Origin of the sequence: Burkholderia sp. HI4860 (assembly GCF_002223045.2) — a bacterium.
In the GTDB taxonomy this organism is placed as follows: domain Bacteria; phylum Pseudomonadota; class Gammaproteobacteria; order Burkholderiales; family Burkholderiaceae; genus Burkholderia.
In genome coordinates this window covers 320,842-339,985 of record NZ_NKFO02000001.1, presented here as the reverse complement: position 1 = coordinate 339,985, position 19,144 = coordinate 320,842, and the positions used below count along the sequence as shown (strand labels likewise).

19 protein-coding genes are annotated in these 19,144 nt (G+C 66.2%); 10 read left to right on the top strand and 9 right to left on the bottom strand.

The annotated features are described in order from the left end of the window. Positions 1-75 precede the first annotated feature (75 nt). Positions 76-1,404, top strand: a complete 1,329-nt coding sequence (locus tag CFB34_RS01585) for an MFS transporter (RefSeq protein ID WP_089443325.1) — start codon at positions 76-78, stop codon at positions 1,402-1,404. A gap of 119 nt (positions 1,405-1,523) precedes the next feature. Then, positions 1,524-2,690: a Xaa-Pro peptidase family protein gene (locus tag CFB34_RS01580; RefSeq protein ID WP_089443324.1), complete on the top strand. Its 1,167-nt coding sequence runs from the start codon at positions 1,524-1,526 to the stop codon at positions 2,688-2,690. Between the two features lie 66 nt (positions 2,691-2,756). Here the strand turns inward: CFB34_RS01580 and CFB34_RS01575 are convergent, their stop codons facing one another. Continuing rightward, positions 2,757-4,385: an NADP-dependent glyceraldehyde-3-phosphate dehydrogenase gene (locus CFB34_RS01575; RefSeq protein ID WP_089443323.1), complete on the bottom strand. Its 1,629-nt coding sequence runs from the start codon at positions 4,383-4,385 to the stop codon at positions 2,757-2,759. A gap of 929 nt (positions 4,386-5,314) precedes the next feature. Here CFB34_RS01575 and CFB34_RS01570 point away from each other — a divergent pair. Together CFB34_RS01570 and CFB34_RS01565 are read left to right on the top strand one after the other, a co-directional pair. Further along, positions 5,315-7,444 (top strand): TonB-dependent siderophore receptor, encoded by a 2,130-nt coding sequence (locus CFB34_RS01570; protein WP_089443322.1) that lies wholly within the window; start codon positions 5,315-5,317, stop codon positions 7,442-7,444. A gap of 42 nt (positions 7,445-7,486) precedes the next feature. Beyond that, entirely contained in the window at positions 7,487-8,005 is a 519-nt protein-coding gene (locus CFB34_RS01565; protein WP_242808537.1) for a hypothetical protein, read from the top strand. Between the two features lie 19 nt (positions 8,006-8,024). On the opposite strand, the gene CFB34_RS01560 is transcribed toward CFB34_RS01565, so the two are convergent. After that, positions 8,025-8,972, bottom strand: a complete 948-nt coding sequence (locus tag CFB34_RS01560) for a LysR family transcriptional regulator (protein ID WP_089443321.1) — start codon at positions 8,970-8,972, stop codon at positions 8,025-8,027. 226 nt (positions 8,973-9,198) lie between these two features. On the opposite strand from CFB34_RS01560, the gene CFB34_RS01555 reads away from it, so the two are divergent. Both CFB34_RS01555 and CFB34_RS01550 read left to right on the top strand, forming a co-directional pair. After that, positions 9,199-10,227: a DUF1338 domain-containing protein gene (locus tag CFB34_RS01555; protein WP_089443320.1), complete on the top strand. Its 1,029-nt coding sequence runs from the start codon at positions 9,199-9,201 to the stop codon at positions 10,225-10,227. A gap of 391 nt (positions 10,228-10,618) precedes the next feature. Next, positions 10,619-10,924, top strand: a complete 306-nt coding sequence (locus CFB34_RS01550; protein ID WP_089460180.1) for a hypothetical protein — start codon at positions 10,619-10,621, stop codon at positions 10,922-10,924. A 105-nt stretch (positions 10,925-11,029) separates the two neighbouring features. On the opposite strand, the gene CFB34_RS01545 is transcribed toward CFB34_RS01550, so the two are convergent. The 6 genes from CFB34_RS01545 to CFB34_RS01525 form a co-directional block, all read right to left on the bottom strand. Next, complete coding sequence (locus CFB34_RS01545) at positions 11,030-11,284, bottom strand: GlsB/YeaQ/YmgE family stress response membrane protein (RefSeq protein ID WP_089443318.1); 255 nt, start codon at positions 11,282-11,284, stop codon at positions 11,030-11,032. A gap of 126 nt (positions 11,285-11,410) precedes the next feature. Then, complete coding sequence (locus tag CFB34_RS01540) at positions 11,411-11,632, bottom strand: hypothetical protein (protein ID WP_089443317.1); 222 nt, start codon at positions 11,630-11,632, stop codon at positions 11,411-11,413. A gap of 56 nt (positions 11,633-11,688) precedes the next feature. Further along, positions 11,689-11,820 (bottom strand): hypothetical protein, encoded by a 132-nt coding sequence (locus CFB34_RS38990; RefSeq protein ID WP_256941090.1) that lies wholly within the window; start codon positions 11,818-11,820, stop codon positions 11,689-11,691. 26 nt (positions 11,821-11,846) lie between these two features. Then, positions 11,847-12,044 carry a CsbD family protein gene (locus CFB34_RS01535; protein ID WP_009694074.1) on the bottom strand — a complete coding sequence of 66 codons (198 nt, stop codon included), beginning with the start codon at positions 12,042-12,044 and terminating at the stop codon, positions 11,847-11,849. A 56-nt stretch (positions 12,045-12,100) separates the two neighbouring features. Beyond that, entirely contained in the window at positions 12,101-12,451 is a 351-nt protein-coding gene (locus CFB34_RS01530; RefSeq protein WP_089443316.1) for a BON domain-containing protein, read from the bottom strand. 62 nt (positions 12,452-12,513) lie between these two features. Beyond that, positions 12,514-12,678 (bottom strand): hypothetical protein, encoded by a 165-nt coding sequence (locus tag CFB34_RS01525; protein WP_179243696.1) that lies wholly within the window; start codon positions 12,676-12,678, stop codon positions 12,514-12,516. 370 nt (positions 12,679-13,048) lie between these two features. On the opposite strand from CFB34_RS01525, the gene CFB34_RS01520 reads away from it, so the two are divergent. The 4 genes from CFB34_RS01520 (at position 13,049) to CFB34_RS01505 (ending at position 17,854) form a co-directional block, all read left to right on the top strand. Continuing rightward, positions 13,049-14,581 carry a helix-turn-helix transcriptional regulator gene (locus tag CFB34_RS01520; protein WP_089443315.1) on the top strand — a complete coding sequence of 511 codons (1,533 nt, stop codon included), beginning with the start codon at positions 13,049-13,051 and terminating at the stop codon, positions 14,579-14,581. A 140-nt stretch (positions 14,582-14,721) separates the two neighbouring features. Further along, on the top strand, positions 14,722-14,913 hold the full coding sequence (locus CFB34_RS01515) for a CsbD family protein (RefSeq protein WP_089443314.1): 192 nt from the start codon (positions 14,722-14,724) through the stop codon (positions 14,911-14,913). Positions 14,914-15,334: 421 nt separating this feature from the next. Beyond that, a complete protein-coding gene (locus CFB34_RS01510; RefSeq protein ID WP_089443313.1) occupies positions 15,335-16,486 on the top strand; it encodes a branched-chain amino acid ABC transporter substrate-binding protein in 1,152 nt (383 codons plus the stop codon). 195 nt (positions 16,487-16,681) lie between these two features. Continuing rightward, entirely contained in the window at positions 16,682-17,854 is a 1,173-nt protein-coding gene (locus CFB34_RS01505) for an FAD-binding oxidoreductase (RefSeq protein WP_089443312.1), read from the top strand. 108 nt (positions 17,855-17,962) lie between these two features. On the opposite strand, the gene CFB34_RS01500 is transcribed toward CFB34_RS01505, so the two are convergent. Beyond that, positions 17,963-19,144, bottom strand: a complete 1,182-nt coding sequence (locus CFB34_RS01500) for a serine hydrolase domain-containing protein (protein ID WP_089443311.1) — start codon at positions 19,142-19,144, stop codon at positions 17,963-17,965.

Below are 19,144 nucleotides of genomic sequence, written 5' to 3'. Positions count from 1 at the left end.
CCGTTGGACGCGGTAACGGTGCGCATCGAACATGAGCACGAAACCACTGCAGCCAGCAGCGGGAGGAGACAGACGATGAAAGAGGATGCAGTGAATCCGGCGGGCGCCATCGCGCTCGATCGCCTTTCGGCTGCGGCGCAGCCGTCGGAACGGGCAGGCACGATGCGCAACGTCGCGGCGGCCGCGGCAGGCAACGCGCTCGAATGGTTCGACTTCGTGATCTACGGCTATTTCGCCAGCGTGATCGCGAGGCTGTTTTTCCCGGTGGCCGGGCCGGTCGGATCGCTGTTGCTCGCGACGGCGACCTTCGGCGTGGGGTTCGTCGTGCGGCCGCTCGGCAGTGTCGTGCTCGGGCTGTACGGCGACCGGTACGGCCGCAAGGCGGCGATGTCCGTCACGATCTGGCTGATGCTGGCCGGCACGGCTGCTATCGCGGTGGCGCCGCCGTATGCGCAGGCCGGCTGGCTCGGCGCCACGATCCTCGTGCTGGCGCGGCTCGTGCAGGGCTTCGCGGCATCGGGAGAATTCGGCAGCACCGTCGCGTTCCTCGCGGAAAAGGCGCCGCCGCATCGGCGCAACTTCTTCGTGAGCCTGCAGATGGCGAGCACGATGCTGGCCATCGTGCTGGGCGGCACGATCGGCACGATCCTGACGACGTCGCTCAGCCCGCATCAGCTCGAAAGCTGGGGCTGGCGCGTGCCGTTCGTGGTCGGGCTGCTGATCGGCCCGGTCGGCTTCTACATCCGCAGGAGCGTGTCGGAAACCGATGCATTCGTGCACGGCGAAGCGCTGCCGGTCGCGCAGGTGCTCAAGCGCCTGTTCGGCGAGCACCTCGCGTCGTTCCTCGCGGCGATCGGCGTGACGATCGTCAGTACCGCCGCGTTCTACATGTACCTGATCTACATGCCGACGTTCGCGGTGAAGCAGCTCGGGTTGCCGATGTCCGCGCCGTTCATGAGCACGACGGTCGCCGGCATCGTGATGGTCGCGATCGCGCCGCTCGCGGGCCTGCTCGGCGACGTCTGGCGTCGGCCGGTCGCGATGGTCGCCGCCGCGATCGTCGTGCTGTCCGCGATCACGCTGCCGCTCTATATGTGGGTCATCGCCAGTCCGTCGCTGCGCAACCTGCTGATCATGCAGGCCGCCGCCGCTGCGCCGATGGGCGTGCTCGTCGGGCTGGTGCCCGCGCTGGCCGCGCGCGCGTTCCCGGCCGCGGTGCGCAGCACCGGGCTCGCGGTGTCGTACAACATCCCGACGACGGTCTTCGGCGGCTTTTCCCCATTGATCGTCACGTGGCTGATCGCGACCACGCACAACAAGGCGTCGCCGGCGCTGTACATCGTCGCGATGTCGGTCGTGAGCCTGGTCGCGCTGCTCGGGTTTCGACGCATGCCGAGCGAATAAGCGAGCCGGATTCGGTTTCGATCCGTAGCGTTGAAATAGAGGATAACGAATGAAATGTCGCTCTATGGAGGCGTAGAAATGATCGGCCGCCCCGTCACCCTCAACAGGAGAAGTCACGCATGGAATTCACCCCTACGTTTGCGCCGCCCAGCGAGGCGGAACTCAAAGGACGCCTCGAGCGCGTGCGCGCCCGCATGGCGGAAGCCGGCCTCGATCGCTATGTGGCGTTCTCGCCGGACAACATCTACTACCTGACGAACTTCGCGAACATCGTCCACGAGCGGCCGTTCGTGCTGGTCATTTCGCGCAGCGGCCCGCCGCAGTTCGTCGTGCCGCAGCTCGAGCAGCCGCATGTTCGGACGCGCTCGATCGGCGAACTCGAGCTGATTCCGTATTTCGAATTTCCGGCGCCGGCCAGGCGCGAATGGAGCGACCGGTTCAAGGCGCTGTTCGGGGCGGGCGAGCGTGTCGGCGTCGAATCGGTGTGTCCGTTGCAGGTCTATGCGCAGACGCCGGGCGAGCGCGTATGCATCGACATCATCGACGACGTGCGGATGATCAAGTCCGACTACGAGATCGGCCGCCACGTGTATGCGTGCGGGATCGCCACCGATGCGCACAACCTGCTGCTGAACGAAGCGCGCCCGGGCCTCGGGATGGCGGAGGTGTCGTCGCGCATTCGCGGCTTCATCATGCAGCGGCTGCTGGCCGACGATCCGACGCTGAACCCGTTGGCGACGCGCATCGTCGCGGTGTTCCAGCCGGGCAGCGTGTCGCACGATCCGCACAACTTCAGCAACATCGACATGCGGATGGAGGAGGGCGGCCCGCACGTGTCGATCGTCAATGCGGTGATGAACGGCTATGGCGCGGAAGTCGAGCGGACCTTCTTCCTCGGCCGCGTGCCTGACGCGGCGCGACGCGCGTTCGACGTGATGTCGGAAGGGCGGCGGCTCGCGTTCGACGTGGCGGTGCCCGGCGCGCTGCTGAGCGACGTCGATCGCAAGGTCAACGACTATTTCCGCCGCGCGGGAATGGGCGACCGGCTGCTGCACCGGACGGGGCACGGAATGGGCGTCACCGCGCACGAGGCGCCGTTCTTCGCCGAAGGCTACGACCGGCCGATCGAGAAGGGGATGTGCCTGACGATCGAGCCGGGCATCTATATCGAGGGTGTCGGTGGCTTCCGTCATTCCGATACGGTGCTGATCGGCGATGAAGGCCCGGTTCAGCTGACCGGTGGGCCGCTGGAACTCGACGCGTTGACGTTCCCGGTTCGGGCGTAGTGACGCGCAGGCGTTAAAAAGCCGCTGCACGGGTGTGTGCAGCGGCTTTTTTACGAACGGCGCGCTTCAGAAAATAAAACCCGTATTGATGAACTTCGAGTAATGATCCGACACGATCGAATCGAGCAGTTGCTTGCTGCTGTCGGTCTGCTTTGCCGCGACCATCGAGCGGATCGAGAACGCGCGCAGCGCGTCGCTCACCGACAGCGTGCCTTCCGCCGAATCCTTGCGGCCCGCGAACGGGAACACGTCGGGCCCGCGCTGGCACTGGCAGTTGATGTTCACGCGGCACACCTGGTTCACGAGCGGATCGACCAGCGCGCCGATCTGCGCCGGATCGGAACCGAAGATGCTGACCTGCTGGCCGTGATCCGACGTCGTCACGTAGTCGAGCGCGGTTTCCACGTCGTCGAACGTCGCCACCGGAATGATCGGCCCGAACTGTTCCTCGCGATACAGCTTCATCCCTTCCGACACCGGGTACACGACAGCCGGATAGAACAGCGTCTTGCTGAACTCGCCGCCCGAATGGTTGACGACCTGCGCGCCCTTGGCCTTCGCGTCGTCGATCGCATCCGTCATGTAGGCCGTGCGATGCATGCCCGGCAGCGGCGTGATGCTGACGCCTTTCTCCCACGGCATGCCGATCTTCAGCTGTTCGAGCGCGGCGGTGAAGCGCTTCAGGAATTCGTCGACGATCGAGCGATGCACGAGCAGCATCTTCAGCGCGGTGCAGCGCTGGCCGTTGAACGACAGCGCGCCGAGCAGGCATTCCTTCACGGTGAGGTCGAGATCGGCGTCGGGCAGCACGATCGCCGCGTTCTTCGCGTCGAGGCCGAGGATCGCGCGCAGCCGGTGCGACTTCGGGTGCTGCTTCTTCAGGTGGTCGGCCACCTTGCTCGACCCGATCAGCGCGAGCACGTTGATCTTGCCCGACGCGAGCATATGCGGCACGACCACCGCGCCCGGCGCATAGATCGTGTTGATCACGCCCTTCGGGAACGCGTCGCGGAACGCTTCGAGCAGCGGCTCGAACAGCAGCGTGCCGTACTGCGGCGGCTTGAACACCACGGTGTTGCCCATCAGCAGCGCGGGGATCAGCGTCGCGAACGTTTCGTTCAGCGGATAGTTGTACGGGCCCATGCACAGCACGACGCCGAGCGGCGTGCGGCGGATCTGGCCGATCGTGCCTTCGGCGATCACGAAGCGCGAATTCGCGTTGTCGAGCTCCTTCAGCGCGTCGATCGTCTGCGTCATGTACGTGACGGTGCGGTCGAACTCCTTCTGCGAATCGGCGAGGCTCTTGCCGATCTCCCACATGATCAGGTTCACCACCAGCTCGCGCTGCGCGACCATCCGCTTGATGAAGTCCTGCATGCACGCGATGCGCTGCTCGACTTTCATCGTCGGCCACTCGCCGCGGCCGGCGTCGTACGCGCGCACCGCGGCGTCGAGCGCCGCGTCGCTTTCCGTTTCGCCCATCACCGGGTAGCTGCCGATCTCGACCTGCTCGACGCTGCCGTCCGCCTGTCGCACGCACACGGGCGACAGCACGGTCTTGGTCGCACCGTCCCACGGCCGTAACGCGCCGTCGACGAGCGACACGCGCTGGTGAATCGGCGAGGCGAGCCTGTACTCGGCGGGGATGTCCTGAAAGGCGGGAAACAGCTGCTGCAGGGAGGCGGAATCGGGCATGACGGTCTCGTTTGACGGGGTGTCCGGGAAGGACGGGCGATGCGAATCCTGAGCGGGGAGATCCTCGATCCTGAATCGGCATCATGACGCGCGGACGACGACACGTCACGCTTGGCCCTGACCGATTCAACGATTGGAACCAGTTCCATTAAAAAGGAACGCCGGCGCGAATGCAAGAATTGCCGAACCGTCCCACAGGCGTTGAAAGCATTTGGAAAGACTGTTTCCGAATCCTTGGTATAAGGCGCCAACAGCACGCGCAAACGTTTCAAACGGGCCGGTTTCAGCGGATAATGGCCCGGCGCGGCGAAGAAAAAAATGAAGTGAGCCTGAGAGCATATGTAGTGAAGAACGAAAGAAGGTCCGCCGCGCTGCCGATGCGAGGTCGGCTGCCCGGAGCGCCGGGTCGGGGTTGCCCGGTCCGGCGCGCACCGGACTTCGAATATGCGCCGTTCGCTTCGACGGATGCTTCGTGATCCTCTCCAGTCCTTTCGTCGTCGTCTCCCGAATCCCGCCTGTTACCTGGCCCTTCGTCACCTGATGCGGGCGAAGAATTTCTTTCGTTTTGTTTACGGCAAATCGCGTAAAGGGATAAAACAGAAAGGTGTTCGTCAGGAATGCAGAGCGCCACGCGCCTGCACGTTGCGGGCAGGCGACACGTTAAAAATTAACTAAAAACACGAATCATTCTCGTTTAATATTTCGCTCCGTTACGAGCCGTGACGGAGCGTCATGGCCTCTTTCGTGCCGGTCCTGCCGGCCGGCTGCCACCCGCGCCGGCCGTTCACGGCCCGTCGGCGCGACGAGGCGATCCCTGCGCGCCGCTGCTTGTTCACGGAAAGTCTGTCGCCAGCCCGATTCACCGCGTGGTTCGCGCGTTGGCCGGCTGCGTTTCCGTTCGCCGTTTTCCCTCAGCCTCTACTTCAACGATGAAACTCAACAAGAGCGCCTGCCATGCGCTGCTGATCGCCACGTCGCTGGCCGGCGCACGCACCTCCTTCGCACAGGCGAGCGACGCCGCGGCGACCTTGCCCGCGATCTCGGTCAAGGCGACCGCCGAGCATGCGTCGTACGACGGCGGCCGCTCGCGTGCCGCCACCAAGACCGACATGTCGCTGATGGACGTACCGCAGACGGTGAACGTCGTGCCGCACGCGGTGATCGAGGACCAGAACGCGACGTCGATGCAGGATGCGCTGCGCAACGTGCCGGGCGTCGGCTTCTCGGTCGGCGACGGCCAGCGCGACCAGATCACGATCCGCGGCTTCAACAGCATCACGGACCAGTACGTCGACGGCATCCGCGACGATGCGCTCTACTATCGCGACCTGTCGAACGTCGATCACGTCGAAGTGCTGAAGGGGCCGGCGGCCGTGCTGTACGGCCGCGGCTCGGCGGGCGGCATCGTGAATCGCGTGTTGAAGCGGCCGGAAGCGAACCCGGTGCGCGACGTGGGCGTGACGCTCGGCACGCGCGGCGAGCGGCGCGGCGAATTCGACCTCGGCTGGAATGCGAACGACGCGGCGCGTTTCCGCATCACCGGCGCGGCCGAAAACTCGAACAGCTTCCGCGACCAGTTCCAGCTCAACCGCCAGGCGATCGCGCCGTCCGCGCAGTTCAAGCTCGACAGCAACACGGTGCTGAACGTCGAATTCGACTACCTGCACGACCGCCGCACGTCCGACCAGGGGCTGCCCGCGTATCTCGGCCGGCCGGTCGACGTGCCGATCAACACGTTCTACGGCTCGGCCGACGCGGCGAACAGTTCGTACAACGACGTCTCCGCGAAGAGCGCGACGGTGTCGCTCGATCATCGCTTCAACGATTCGCTGTCGTTCCACGGCGCGATCCGCGCGTACGACTTCTCGCTCGAACGCAAGAACTACGTCACGTACGAGCCGATCAAGACGGCCGCGCATCCGGTCGTCACGCTCGACCAATCGACGCGCCAGCGCACCGACCACGGCATCGACGGCCTGTTCGAACTCACGCAGAAGACGTCGCTGTTCGGCATGCGTCACGAGCTGCTGTACGGGCTCGAACTGTCGCAGCAGCAGAAGTTCGACACGATCTACAGCGTGTCGAAGGTCGCGACCTACGATCTGTTCAATCCGCAGCAGGTGGTGCTGCCCGGCGTGCCGACCGGCGCACGGGCGAAGACGAACGCATCGACCGTCGTCGGGCTCGCGGGCGTCTATGCGCAGGACCTGATCTCGCTGACCGAGCACTGGAAGGTGCTCGCGGGGTTGCGCTTCGACTACCTGAACCAGATCCGTCACGACTACACGTCGTCGAACGTCAACCTCGATCGCACCGATCACGCGTGGAGCCCGCGTGTCGGCCTGATCTACGAACCGCTCGACTGGCTGACGCTGTACGGCTCGTTCAGCCAGTCGTTCTCGCCGCTGGCCGATACGCTGATCAGCTCGGGCGCATTCTCGAACGGCGCCGCGCTCGCGCCGCAGAAGACCACCGCGTATGAAGTCGGCTCGCGCTTCGACCTCGGCGGCAAGGCGACGGCCAGCGTCGCGCTGTTCGACATGCGCCAGACCAACCAGCAGATCGGCGACCCGGCGAATCCCGGCTATGCGCTGCCGATCGGCACGCAGCACGTGCACGGGATGGAACTCGGCTTTACCGGCGAGATCGCGCCGAAGTGGTCGGTGTATGCGGGCTACGCGTACCTGAACGGAACGGTCGACGGCTCGGCGCAATCGACGGCGGCCGGCGTCGCGGTGTCGAGCAACACGCCGGGGCTGATGCCGCGCCACAGCGCGAACCTGTGGGTGAAGCGCGAGCTGCCGTACGGCTTCTACGCGGCGGCCGGCATGCAGTTCCAGTCGGCGCGCTACACGTCGGCGAGCGATCTCGTCACGCTGCCGTCGTTCACCGTGTTCAACCTGGGCGCCGGCTATCGCAGCAAGAAAGTCGACGTGACGCTCACGCTCGACAACCTGTTCAATCGCCGCTACTTCATCGCCGCGCACGGCAATGCGGATCTGTACAACATGCCCGGCGACCCGCGCACGCTGACCGCCACGGTGAAGTGGCACATGTAATGCACGTGAGGCATGCGCCGGGTGACAATGCGGGGCTTCGTCATGATGACCCGCCCCTCACTGCCGATGATCCGCCAATCGATTGATGTATCGAACCTGACCGGCCGCGCCCGCGTGCTGTGCGCCGTGTTGTGGCTGGCTTGCGGCGCGGCCGCGGCGCACGCGCAGACGATCCCGGCCGACGCCGAACCCGAATGCCATTCGGTGTACGTCGGCCGGGCGATCACGTTGTCGGGCCGTTACGCGGTGGATTACGGCGACGAAGAGAGTGGGGAGGACGTGTGGTTCGAGGAGGACGACGCATCGGCGCGGCGCCTGCCGGACCGTTCGCAACGCGCGGGGGTGATCCGGTTCACGAACCAGCGCGATGCTCGGCGCAGTCTGCGGCTGCCGGCGGCGCAACCCGAAGACGTGTGCCGCTTCGACGGGCGTGCGACGCTCGTGATTCGCGATCTGGAAACCGTGTGCCCGGGGCTGGAGGAGCCCGATCATGCGCGGCTGGTGAAGGTCGTGACGGCCAGCCCGCCGACGCGACATGCGTGCGAGGCCGCCGCGCCATAAGGCGGGCGCGACCGCGCCGTTACTCGACGTCCTCGTCGTCCTCCAGATCGTCGCCATCCGCATCGGGATCCGGCGATGCATACGCGCTCGCCTGCTCGAGCAGCCAGCCGCGAAACAGCTCCAGCGGCTTGCTGTGGCTGAGCTCCGTCGGATACACGAGGTAGTACGCGGAATCGCCGACGGTTGCCGCATCGCACGGCACCACCAGCCCGAGCTGCTGCAGCTGTTCCTCGACGAAGAATTTCGGCACGAGCGCGATGCCGAGCCCGGCCGCGGCCGCGCTGATCAGCATCGTGTGCAGCTCGTAGCGCACGCCCTGCATCGTGCGGATGTCCTCGACGCCGTGCGTCTCGAACCACTGCGCCCACGCGCCGGGGCGCGTCGTCGAGTGCAGCAGCGGGTAGGCGAGCAGGTCCTCGACGTTGTGCACAGGCCCGTCGAGCAACGCCGGCGAGCAGATCGGCACGACTTCCTCGCCGAACAGGTAGTCGGACGACGTGCCGGGCCAGGTCGGCTTGCCGTAGTGGATCGCGGCCTCGAAGTGGGTGTCCTCGAACGAGAACAGGTCGGTGCGGCTGCCCATGTTCACGCGCACGTCGGGCGTGCGGTCGTAGAAGCTCTTGATGCGCGGGATCAGCCAGTGCGACGCGAAGGTCGGCAGCACCGCCAGCTCCAGGTAGCCGCCGCCGCTGCCGTGCGCGATGATCGACAGCGTGTCGCGGTCGAGCGCTTCCAGCGCGCGGCGCACCTGGGTGCCGTACAGCTTGCCGGCGCGCGTGAGCACGACGCGCTGCTTCACGCGGGCGAACAGCCGCACGCCGAGGCTCGCTTCCAGCGTCGCGATCTGGCGCGATACCGCGCTCTCGGTCAGGAACAGCTCCTTGGCCGCGTGCGTGAAGCTTTCGTGGCGCGCGGCGGCTTCGAAAGCCACGAGCGCGCCCATGTTGGGGATCTTGAATTTACGCATGATGTTCGATTCGTCTGACGATCAGGCCCGTACGGCACAAGGCGGAATGCGGAGCAGGGCAGCGGCTGATAATTCCAAAAACTCATCACATATCAATTTAATCTCGCTTTACGCCCGGCTGCAACCCTTTGAATAATGCTCTCCACGCAAGGTCAGGCGCCCGCGGGGCGGCCGGCCGACGAGTTGCCGGCACGTTTGCCGGCGGTCCCCCGAGACGAGAATCCTGATGCGCAATCCGAATATCGAGAGCTTGCTGACGAAGCTGCTGGGACAGGCGAAGACCGACGCCCTGTTCTCGACCCTGAACATGCCGGCCATCCTCGAAGAATGGGAGGACGGCGTCGTGACGCGCGCGGAAATCGCGCAGGCGATGAACATGGCGCTGTTCGAAGGGCTGCTCGAACGGTCGGCGAACGGCCGCGCGTACACGGCCGAAGCGGTCGAAAGCGGCGGCTCGGTCTATTTCGACCACGGCGCGCTGCGCACGGTGCGCTGGCCGCACACCGGCGCGCTGCCGCCGGGCGAGGCCGCGTTCACGCGCATCCTGCGTCCGCTCGGCTTTCGCCTGAACGGCCGTTACCCGCTCGACAAGCTCGGCATGACCGGCCGCGCGTATGCGCATGAAGACGCACCGGACGAAATCGCGCAGTTCTTCGTCAGCGAACTGCACCCGGAGCGTTTCTCGAAGGAATTCCAGCAGGCCGTGACGAACGTCGTGAGCACGTCGCGCGATCCGCTATCGCCGGCGGCCGTCGCGCTGCTGTGGGAAGTCGAGCGCGAAGGCTGGCTGCCGCTGGAGGCCGCGCACGCGCTGCTGCCGGAGATCGTCGGCGCGTTCTCGCGCCAGCACGACCTGCCGAACGAACTCGACTACGAAACGCTGCTGCTCGAATCGGCGGAAATGGCGTGGATCGCGACCGAAGGCAACGCGTTCAACCACGCGACCGACCGCGTCGCCGACGTGTTCAAGCTGTCCGACGACGAGAAGGCGAAGGGCCGGCCGATGAAGCCGGAAGTCGAGCGCTCGCGCTCGGGCCGGGTGTTCCAGACCGCGTATCGCGCGGATACCGTCGAACGCGAATTCCGTACGCGCGACGGCGGCACGGTGAAGCGCAACGTGCCCGGTTCGTTCTACGAGTTCATCACGCGCAAGCGCACGTTCGACCAGGCGGCGCGCCGCTGGGTGACCGACCTGCGTTTCGATGCGGGCAACGCGCAGGGCATCTTCAAGATGACGGCGAACGCGGCGAAGTAACGACAGGACAGCGGGGGCTGCACCGGCCGCGACCGATCGGCCGGCGCACGCACGAACCGCGGCATGAAGCGCCCTGCGAATGCAGGGCGTTTGTCATTTCGGGGAAGGGTCGTCACGGATGCCACGGCCGGACGCGCGGGATCACGCGCCTCCGAAAATCTCATCGAGCCGTGTCATATCCGCCGGTATGGGACGACAAACGTCTCGCCAGTCGAACCAGCATTCATCGGCCGATTCGTCGCAGCACGTATCACGGAGACGCCTTTCGATCATCGGGTCGATGGATTGGACGAGGCCTTGAGGTCAGCTGGCAGTTCATGACACACGCTCAGGAAACCCGTGCATGCGACACGGGCGCTTCCCGACGTCCTTTCTTGACAGGAGAACCCGGATGAACCCGATTCGCAAGCTCATGCTGTGTGGCGCCCTTCCGTTCCTGCTCGTTGCGGGTGCGGCACAGGCAGACGGTGGCGGCATTGGTCGCAGCGGCACCTACATGTCGCATACCAGCGACTGGACCATGATGATGATGGACAAGCTCGCGCCCGAGCAGCGTACTCAGGCCATCGGCATCCAGCAAAAGATGATGGCGATGGAAATGCGGCACAACGAAGCGATGGCGAAGCTGCAGATGCAGCATGACAAGGACATGACGGCCTTGCAGAGCCAGTTGCTCGAACTCTACAAGGGGCACTAAGTGTCGCGAGCCCGGTGTTGAACACCGGGCTCGTCCGTCATGGCGTCGAACCTGTCATTGTGAAGTTTTTTGACGGGGCGCTTCGCCGGCGCGCTCGATGACCCGTCACATTGCGCGGTTGAACAGGCGAATCACGAGCAACAGGATCACCGCACCGATGAGGGCGATGACGATCGACCCGAGGATCCCGCTGAAGCCGATCCCGAGCACGCCGGCGAGCCAGCCGCCGATCACCGCGCCCAGAATTCCGACGACGATGTCGATGAGCAGGCCGAAACCGCCGCCCTTGACGAGCACGCCCGCAAGCCAGCCGGCGATGGCGCCGATGACCAGCCATATGATCAAGCCATGCATATCCATGAACGATTTTTCCTCTGGATTGGCGAAATTTTTGTAAATCCGGCGGTCACGCCTTTACCTGCGGCCTCCGGCGCGCGGCGCAACGCCGGCGGTTCCGGCGAACGTCCGCCGGCCCCGTCGAAGCGTTTATTGCGACGCGGCCGTTGCCGCGCTTGCCGCCTTCGCTTTCTTTGCCGCGTGGTGGTGGCCGATCGCGCAGCCCGCGGCCGCGCCCACTGCCCCGTGGTGCCCCGCGACATGGCCGGCGACGCCGCCCACGGCCGCGCCCTTCAGGCACCCTGCCGCAAATCCCGGGATCGAAGCGGTCATCAAGGCGATGCAGGCGACCGAGATCGAAAGAAATTTCATTGTTTATCTCCCTGAAAAACGAGTTGTTTTGATCGACTCTGATCGAGCCGGCACGCTCAGAAGACGTGCGTGATCAGAAAGAACAGCACCAGCAGCCCGACCGGCACGCCGAGCAGCCAGGCGATCAGGTATTTGCCCATGTCGTTGTCCTGGTGGCCGCGACGCCGTGGGCGCCGCGGCGGTTGCATTGAAGCGCGATGGAAACGCTATCGCGTTACAGCTCGCGGTCGAATTCCTTCAACTGCTTCTCGGCTTCATCGCGAGCGATGCCATAACGCTCCTGGATCTTGCCGGCCAGATACTCGCGATTGCCGTCGGCCACCTTCAGGTCGTCATCGGTCAACTTGCCCCACTTGGCCTTCAGCTTGCCCGAGAGTTGCTTCCACTGACCCTTGATCTTGTCCTCGTTCATCATGTGCTCCTTGTCATGCAGGGATAAAAGGCGCGGCGGCATGCCGCGCCGGGAGGTCAGGCCTTCGCCTTCAGGCCGGATGCGTCGACGTGCTTCACGCCCTTGATCGCGCGTGTCACGGCGATAGCCTTTTTCACGGCGACCTTCGTCGGCAGCACGCCGGTGAGCGTGACGACACCGTCGACCGTCTTCACGCTGATGTCAGTGCTCTTCACGCCGTCCGTGGTCGCGAGCTCACCCTTCACCTTGGTGGTGATCCACGTGTCGGTGACGGGCTGGTTCGATTCGGCCGTCATGCCGCTGTCGGTGGACGAGGCTTGCGCCTGCGCATTCGTGAGCGGTGCGGCGCAAAGCAGGAAAGCCGCGCTGGCGGCGAGCAGCGTCGAAAGGTGCGAGGTCTTGTTCATTGATGTTCTCCTTCGAGTGGCGTGGTGAATGGATTGACTGCCGAGCACGGCGCGTGCCCGGATCAACCGGCGATCGGCGTGTCGTAACCGGGCTCGCGCGGCGGCATGTCCGGGCGCGGCACGTCGGGCGGCAGCGGCACCGGCGGATCGGTGCCGGGCGGCGGTTCGGGCGGATTGTCCGGGGCCGGTTCGGGCCGCGTCGGATCGGGTGTCTGATGCAGCTTCATCGTGCTTCTCCTCTGCGGTTCGGAAGGCAGCGCATGAGCGCCGATGCAGTACCAGCGTACCGATGCAAACGGGCGTGGACATCGCGCAAATTCACCTGATCGGCTAGTGCGTTTGCACGGGGTGTCGGGAAGGGGGCGGGGGTGCGCCTGTCGGCCGGGGCGTGTGGAAAGCAGGTGCAGCGGGTGCTTCGGGGATCGGCGGGACACCGCACGGTGGGGCAGGCCGTGCGCATGTACTATGACGAATAGTGCATTCGCGACTGTCAAGCCCCGGTGCGGCACGCGATCATCGCCACACGCGCCGGCCGGCGCGTGTCGACGTGGCGGCAACCGGGCCGGCAGTCATGCTGACGACAGGGACAACCATTCGATGAACGAACAGGTAAACGAACAGGCGCTGAAGTCGCATACCGATCGGCGCCAGCTGCACCAGATCATCGCAGGGCTCACCGAGGGCGTGATCCTGATCGAGCCCGACCAGCGGATCGTCTGGGCGAACGAGGCTGCGCTCGCGATGCACGGCGTGACCGAGCTGAAGGCGCTCGGCGCGACCGTCACCGATTACCGCGAGCGTTTCCGGCTGCGCTACCGGAACAACCATCCGGTGCGGGACGGCCACTATCCGATGGATCGCGTGATCGCGGGCGAGGAGTTCAGCGACGTGACGGTCGAAGTGGAATCGGCCGCCGACGAAACCGTGAGCTGGGTTCACCGCATCCGCAGCCTCGTGCTGACGAACGCGGCCGGCGAGCCCGATTGCCTCGCGCTCGTGCTGCACGACGCGACCGAATGGGCGAGCGCCGAGGAACGCTTCGAGCGCACCTTCAACGCGAACCCTGCGCCGGCCGTGATCTGCCGGCTCGACGACCTGCGCTACGTGAAGGTCAACCAGGGCTTTCTCGACCTGACCGGCCACGCGCGCGACGACGTGCTCGGCCGCTCGGTGTACGAGATCGACGTGCTCGACCAGGCCGAGCGGCGCGACCTCGCGATCGAGCGGCTCGGCGAAGGCGCGACGATCCCGCAGATGGAGGCCGTGCTGAAGCGCGCGGACGGCGGCACGAAGGCCGTGGTGGTCGCCGGGCAGCCGATCGACATGAACGACGAGGCGTGCATGCTGTTCACGTTCATGGATCTCGAGCCGCGCAAGCAGGCCGAACGCGCGCTGCGGCAGAGCGAGGAACGCTTCGCGACGGCGTTCCGGATGGCGCCGGTCGCCACCGCGATCGTCACCGCCGACCGCTTCGAATTGCTCGACGTGAACGACGCGTTCGCCGCGATGACGGGCCACACGCAGGACGACCTGCTCGGCAAGTCCGCGGACGAGATCGGGCTATGGGCCGAGCGCGGCGCGTGGCAGCGCATCGAGGGCCAGCTCGCGCGCGACGGCAGCGTGCGCAACGCCGACGTGCAGATCCACACGCGCGAAGGCGACGTGCGCGATTGCGTCGTGTCGGCCGATCCCGTCGCGATTCACGGGCGCGACTGCCTGCTCGTCGCGCTGCTCGACATCAGCGACCGCAAGCGCACGGAGATGGAGCTCGTCTACGCGATCGAAACGGCGATGCAGGATGCATCGTGGTTCAGCCGCACGCTGATCGAGAAGCTCGCGAACGTGCGGCGTGCGAATGCGCCGGATGCTGGCGCCCAGCTGTCGGACCTGACTGCACGCGAGCGCGATGTGTTCGACCTGCTGTGCCATGGTCTCGCCGACAAGGAAATCGCCGGCCGCCTCGGGCTCGCGCCGAACACCGTGCGCAACCATGTCGCGACGATCTACGCGAAGCTCGACGTGCACAGCCGCGCCGAGGCGATCGTGTGGGCGCGCGAACGCGGGATCGTCGGCGCGGCCGATGCGAACGGCGCGCGTGGCGAGAAGGGCGGCGCGAAGGACAAGGACTGACGTCGGCGGTACGAATGCACCAGGTGCGCTGGTGCATCCGCATCTGCCGCGCGCGGCCTGCGCTTGCGATCCTGTCCACTCGGCGGTGCGACGCAGGCCGTCACGCCGCCGGCTCTCTCCCACCATCGCAGGAGACGACCATGGACAGGAATCGCATCGAAGGCAAGCTCAAGCAGGTTAGGGGTTCGGTCAAGGAAGCGCTCGGCAAGGTCACGGGCGACCGCGAGACGGAAGCGGAAGGCGTCGCTGAACAAGAGGCCGGCAAGATGCAGGAGCAGGCCGGCGAGGCGGCCGATGCGGTGCGCAACGAGACGGGCACCGATCGGCACTGACCGATGACGCGGCGCCGCGGGCGTCGCGATGGCCGGCCGGGCCGTCATCGCAACGATGATGCGCCGCCGGCATGACCACGGCGGGCCTTGATGGCCGGGCGCCGGCGCGGCATTCCACGGTAGCGATTTACCCGCGGCCCACCGTTGCGTGGGCCGCGGGCCGCCCGCGTACGCGGAACTTGATGACAAATCCTCACAACATAGTTCCGATATTTCGTTTGCTGCACGGGTATTGGCTATCCACAATCCATTCACCTCTTTCGCGATGAAAGGCTCTTCGGAGACGGAGCCGCGGCGATTCGACCGGCCGGCAGGAGCGTTGCATGACGCCCCGCAGGCGGACGACATGACCGGCACGCGGGAGGTTGCCGACGCGCGGCGATTCGCGCGTTGCATCCCGGCCCCCAGAACAAGGATTGTCATGACGTTCCGCATTCGTTCGCTTTCCGGCGTCGCATTGACCGCCGCGATCCTCGCGCTCCAGACCGGCGCGGTTCACGCGCAGGAGACGGTCGTCAAGGTCGGCGTGGCCGGCCCGCTGACGGGCGGCGGCGCCGCCTACGGCAAGGACATCGAGAACGGCGTGCGCATGGCCGTCGACGAAGCGAATGCCGCGCATACGACGGTGGGCGGCAAGCCCGTGAAGTTCGTCGTCGCGTCGCAGGACGACCAGAGCGATCCGCGCACCGGCGTGCAGGCCGCGCAGCAGCTCGCCGACGCGCAGGTGGCCGTCGTGATCGGCCACTTCAACTCGGGCACGACGCTGCCCGCGTCGAAGATCTACGCGAAGGCCGGCATTCCGATGATCACGCCGTCGGCGACCAATCCCGACATCACGCGCGCCGGGCTCGGCACCGTGTACCGCGTGATCGCGACCGATACGCAGAACGCCGGCAACGCAGGCGCGTATGCGGCGAGCGTGACCAAGGCGAAGCGCATCGCGATCATCGACGATCGCACCGCGTTCGGCCAGGGCGAAGCCGACGAATTCGAGAAGTCGGTGAAGGCGAACGGCGGCACGATCGTCGCGCGTGAATTCACGAACGACAAGGCGGTGGACTTCAGCGCGCAGCTCACGAAGATCAAGAGCACCAACGCCGATCTCGTGTTCTTCGGCGGGCTCGACGCACAGGCCGCGATGCTCGTGAAGCGCATGCGCCAGCTCGGCATCCGCGCGCAGTTCCTCGCGGGCGGCGGCGTGATGAACGCGAACTTCATCAAGCTGGCCGGCAATGCGGCGGAAGGCGCGTCCGTGTGGGAATACGGGCAGCCGCTGGCGCGCCTCGCGAAAGGCAAGGAATTCGAAACGAAATTCAAGCAGAAGTACGGCATCGACATGCTCGCGTACGCGCCGTTCGCGTACGACGCGACGTGGATCGCGATCAACGCGATGCAGAAGGCGAACTCGACGAAGCCGGCCGATTTCAACGGCGCGCTGAAGGGCACGCGCTACGACGGCATCACGGGCACGATCGCGTTCACGAACACGGGCGACCTGAAGAACCCGAGCTCGACGCTGTATGAGGTGAAGAACGCCGCGTGGCAGCCCGTCACGACGAAATCGGCGGATTGAACGCCACCCGCGCGCGCGGACTTTCGCGGCGCTGCCGGACGTGCTGAAATGCCATCAGCGATCGATGACGATCGCGGCGCACGCCGGTGTGGCAGCCGCACGAGTCTGCCCGCGCGACGCCGCGCGTGACGCGGCACGAACAACCTACGGGCGGGGCCGGCTGGCCGCGCCCCATCTGTGCAACTGGAGTCAGTCGTGAGTTCTCAAGTCGTCATCGTCGGCGGTGGTGTGATCGGCAGCTCGATCGCCTATTTCCTGCGCGCCACCGATCCCACGGTTTCCGTGACCGTGATCGAGCGCGACCCCACCTATGCGCGCTCGTCGTCGGCGTTGTCGGCCGCGTCGATTCGCCAGCAGTTCTCGACGCCGCTGTCGATCGAGATGTCGCTGTTCGGCATCGACTTCCTGCGCACGATCGGCGAGCGCCTCGAAGTGGACGGCCACCAGCCGTCGATCGACCTGCACGAAGGCGGCTACCTGTTTCTCGCGACGCCGGCGGGCGACGCGACGCTGCGCGAGAACCACGCGCTGCAGACGAGCCTCGGCGCGGACATCCGGCTGATGGATCGCGATGCGCTGCGCGCGAAGTTCCCGTGGCTGAACGTCGACGATCTCGTGTCGGGTGCGTATGGCGTGAGCGGCGAAGGCTGGTTCGACGGCTACGGGCTCGTGCAGGCGCTGCGCAAGAAGGCGCAGGCGCTCGGTGCGCGCTATGTGCCGTCCGACGTGAAGGACGTGGTGCGCGACGGCCGCAAGGTGACGCACGTGGTCACGGCCGACGGCGAACGCTATGCGTGCGACACGCTCGTCAACGCGGCCGGCGCGTGGACGCGCACGCTGTCGTCGATGATGGGCATCGACATCCCCGTGTATGCGCGGCGCCGCAGCATCTTCAACGTGTCGTCGCCGGCGAAGCTCACGGATTGCCCGCTGCTGATCGACCCGACCGGCGTGTATTTCCGGCCGGAAGGGCGCACGTATATCTGCGGGACGTCGCCGAGCCCGGATCGCGACCCGGACGACCTGCCGCTCGACGAAGTCGACCACGACCTGTTCGACGAGGTGATCTGGCCGACGCTTGCGAACCGCGTGCCTGAGTTCGAGGCGCTGCGCGTGGAGAACTGCTGGTCGGGGTACTACGAGTACAACGTGTTCGACCACAACGCGATCATCGGGTATCACCCGGACCTCGACAACGTCGTGTTCGCGAACGGCTACAGCGGCCACGGGTTGCAGCAGGGGCCGGCGACGGGGCGCGGCGTCAGTGAACTCATTCTGGGCGGGCGTTACGACACGCTCGACCTGTCGACGCTCGGCTGGGCGCGCGTGCTGGAGAACCGGCCCATCGTCGAAAAGAACGTCGTGTAGCGCGGCGTGACCCGCCCGGTGTGGTGGGCGGGATTCTCCTTGTGTCTCACCTCATTGGCCCGACCGTGTCGGGCCTTTTTTGTTGCGCGTGCAATGACATGGCGCGTGTCAGCCGACGCCGTAGACCGCGTCGCGCAGATCGAGCGTGTACGGGCCGTTCATCCCCTCGTAGAGCGTGTTCGACAACGACACGACGGTGAGCCCTCGTGCGCGGTCGACGAACCACGAATGACCGTAGACGCCGCCCCAGCGCCACGTACCCGGCGACTCCGGCGACAGCGCCGCGCGCGGGTCGCGCAACACGGAAAACCCGATCCCGTAACCTGCGCCGGGCAGGTCGGGCAACGCGAGGTTGCCGGTGTGGATGCGGCCCATCTCGTCGACCAGCTCGGCCGGCAGAATGGCGCCGCCGCCCGCCCGCAGCGTGTCCAGTACGTTCAGCACGTCGCCGGCGGTGCCGACCATTCCGCCGCCGCCCGATGCGAACGCATCCTTGTCGAGCGCGCGCGACGGCGAGAACGTCACGCCGACGGAGCCTTCGTAGATGGGTACGGCTTCGTTCTCGGCGAGCCGGTGCGGCTGCGGCGTGTCGTTGACGTAAGGCGTCGCGAGCCGTGCGGCATCGCGTGCGACGAATCCCGTGTCGCGGGTGCCGAGCGGGCGGAGCACCAGCGCATCGACCGCATCGGCGAGCGGCTGTCCGGTGACGGCCTCGATCACCGCGCCGACCACGTCGATGGAGAGCGAATAGTTCCAGCCGGTGCCGGGCGCGTACTGCAACGGCACGCTCGCGATCCTGCGCAGGTTCTCGGCAAGCGTGATCGATGCGCCATCGAGCCCGTCGGAGACGCCCGCGCGTGCATACGGGCCCGCCGCGTCGGCTTCCGCGTAGCGATAGCCGAGGCCGGCCGAATGCGTGAGCAGGTGGCGCACCTTGATCACCGGCACGCTGCCGTCACGCAGCGCCGGGCGGAATTCGGGCAGCCACTTCGTGACGTCGTCGTCGAGCGACAGCTGGTGCCGGGCAACGAGCGCCATGGCCGCCGCCGAGACGATCGGCTTCGTCACCGACGCGAGCCTGAACAGCGTGTCCTCCTGCATCGGCGTGCGTGCTTCGCGATCGGCGAACCCGGCTGCGCGGCGATAGACGAGCTCGCCGTCGCGTGCGACCAGGACGACCACGCCGACGAGGCGTTGCGTGTCGAGTTGGCGGGACAGTACCGCATCGATGCGCTCGGCGAGCGCGGGATCGGCCGACGGCTGCTGGGATGATGCGCGGTTGGGGATCAT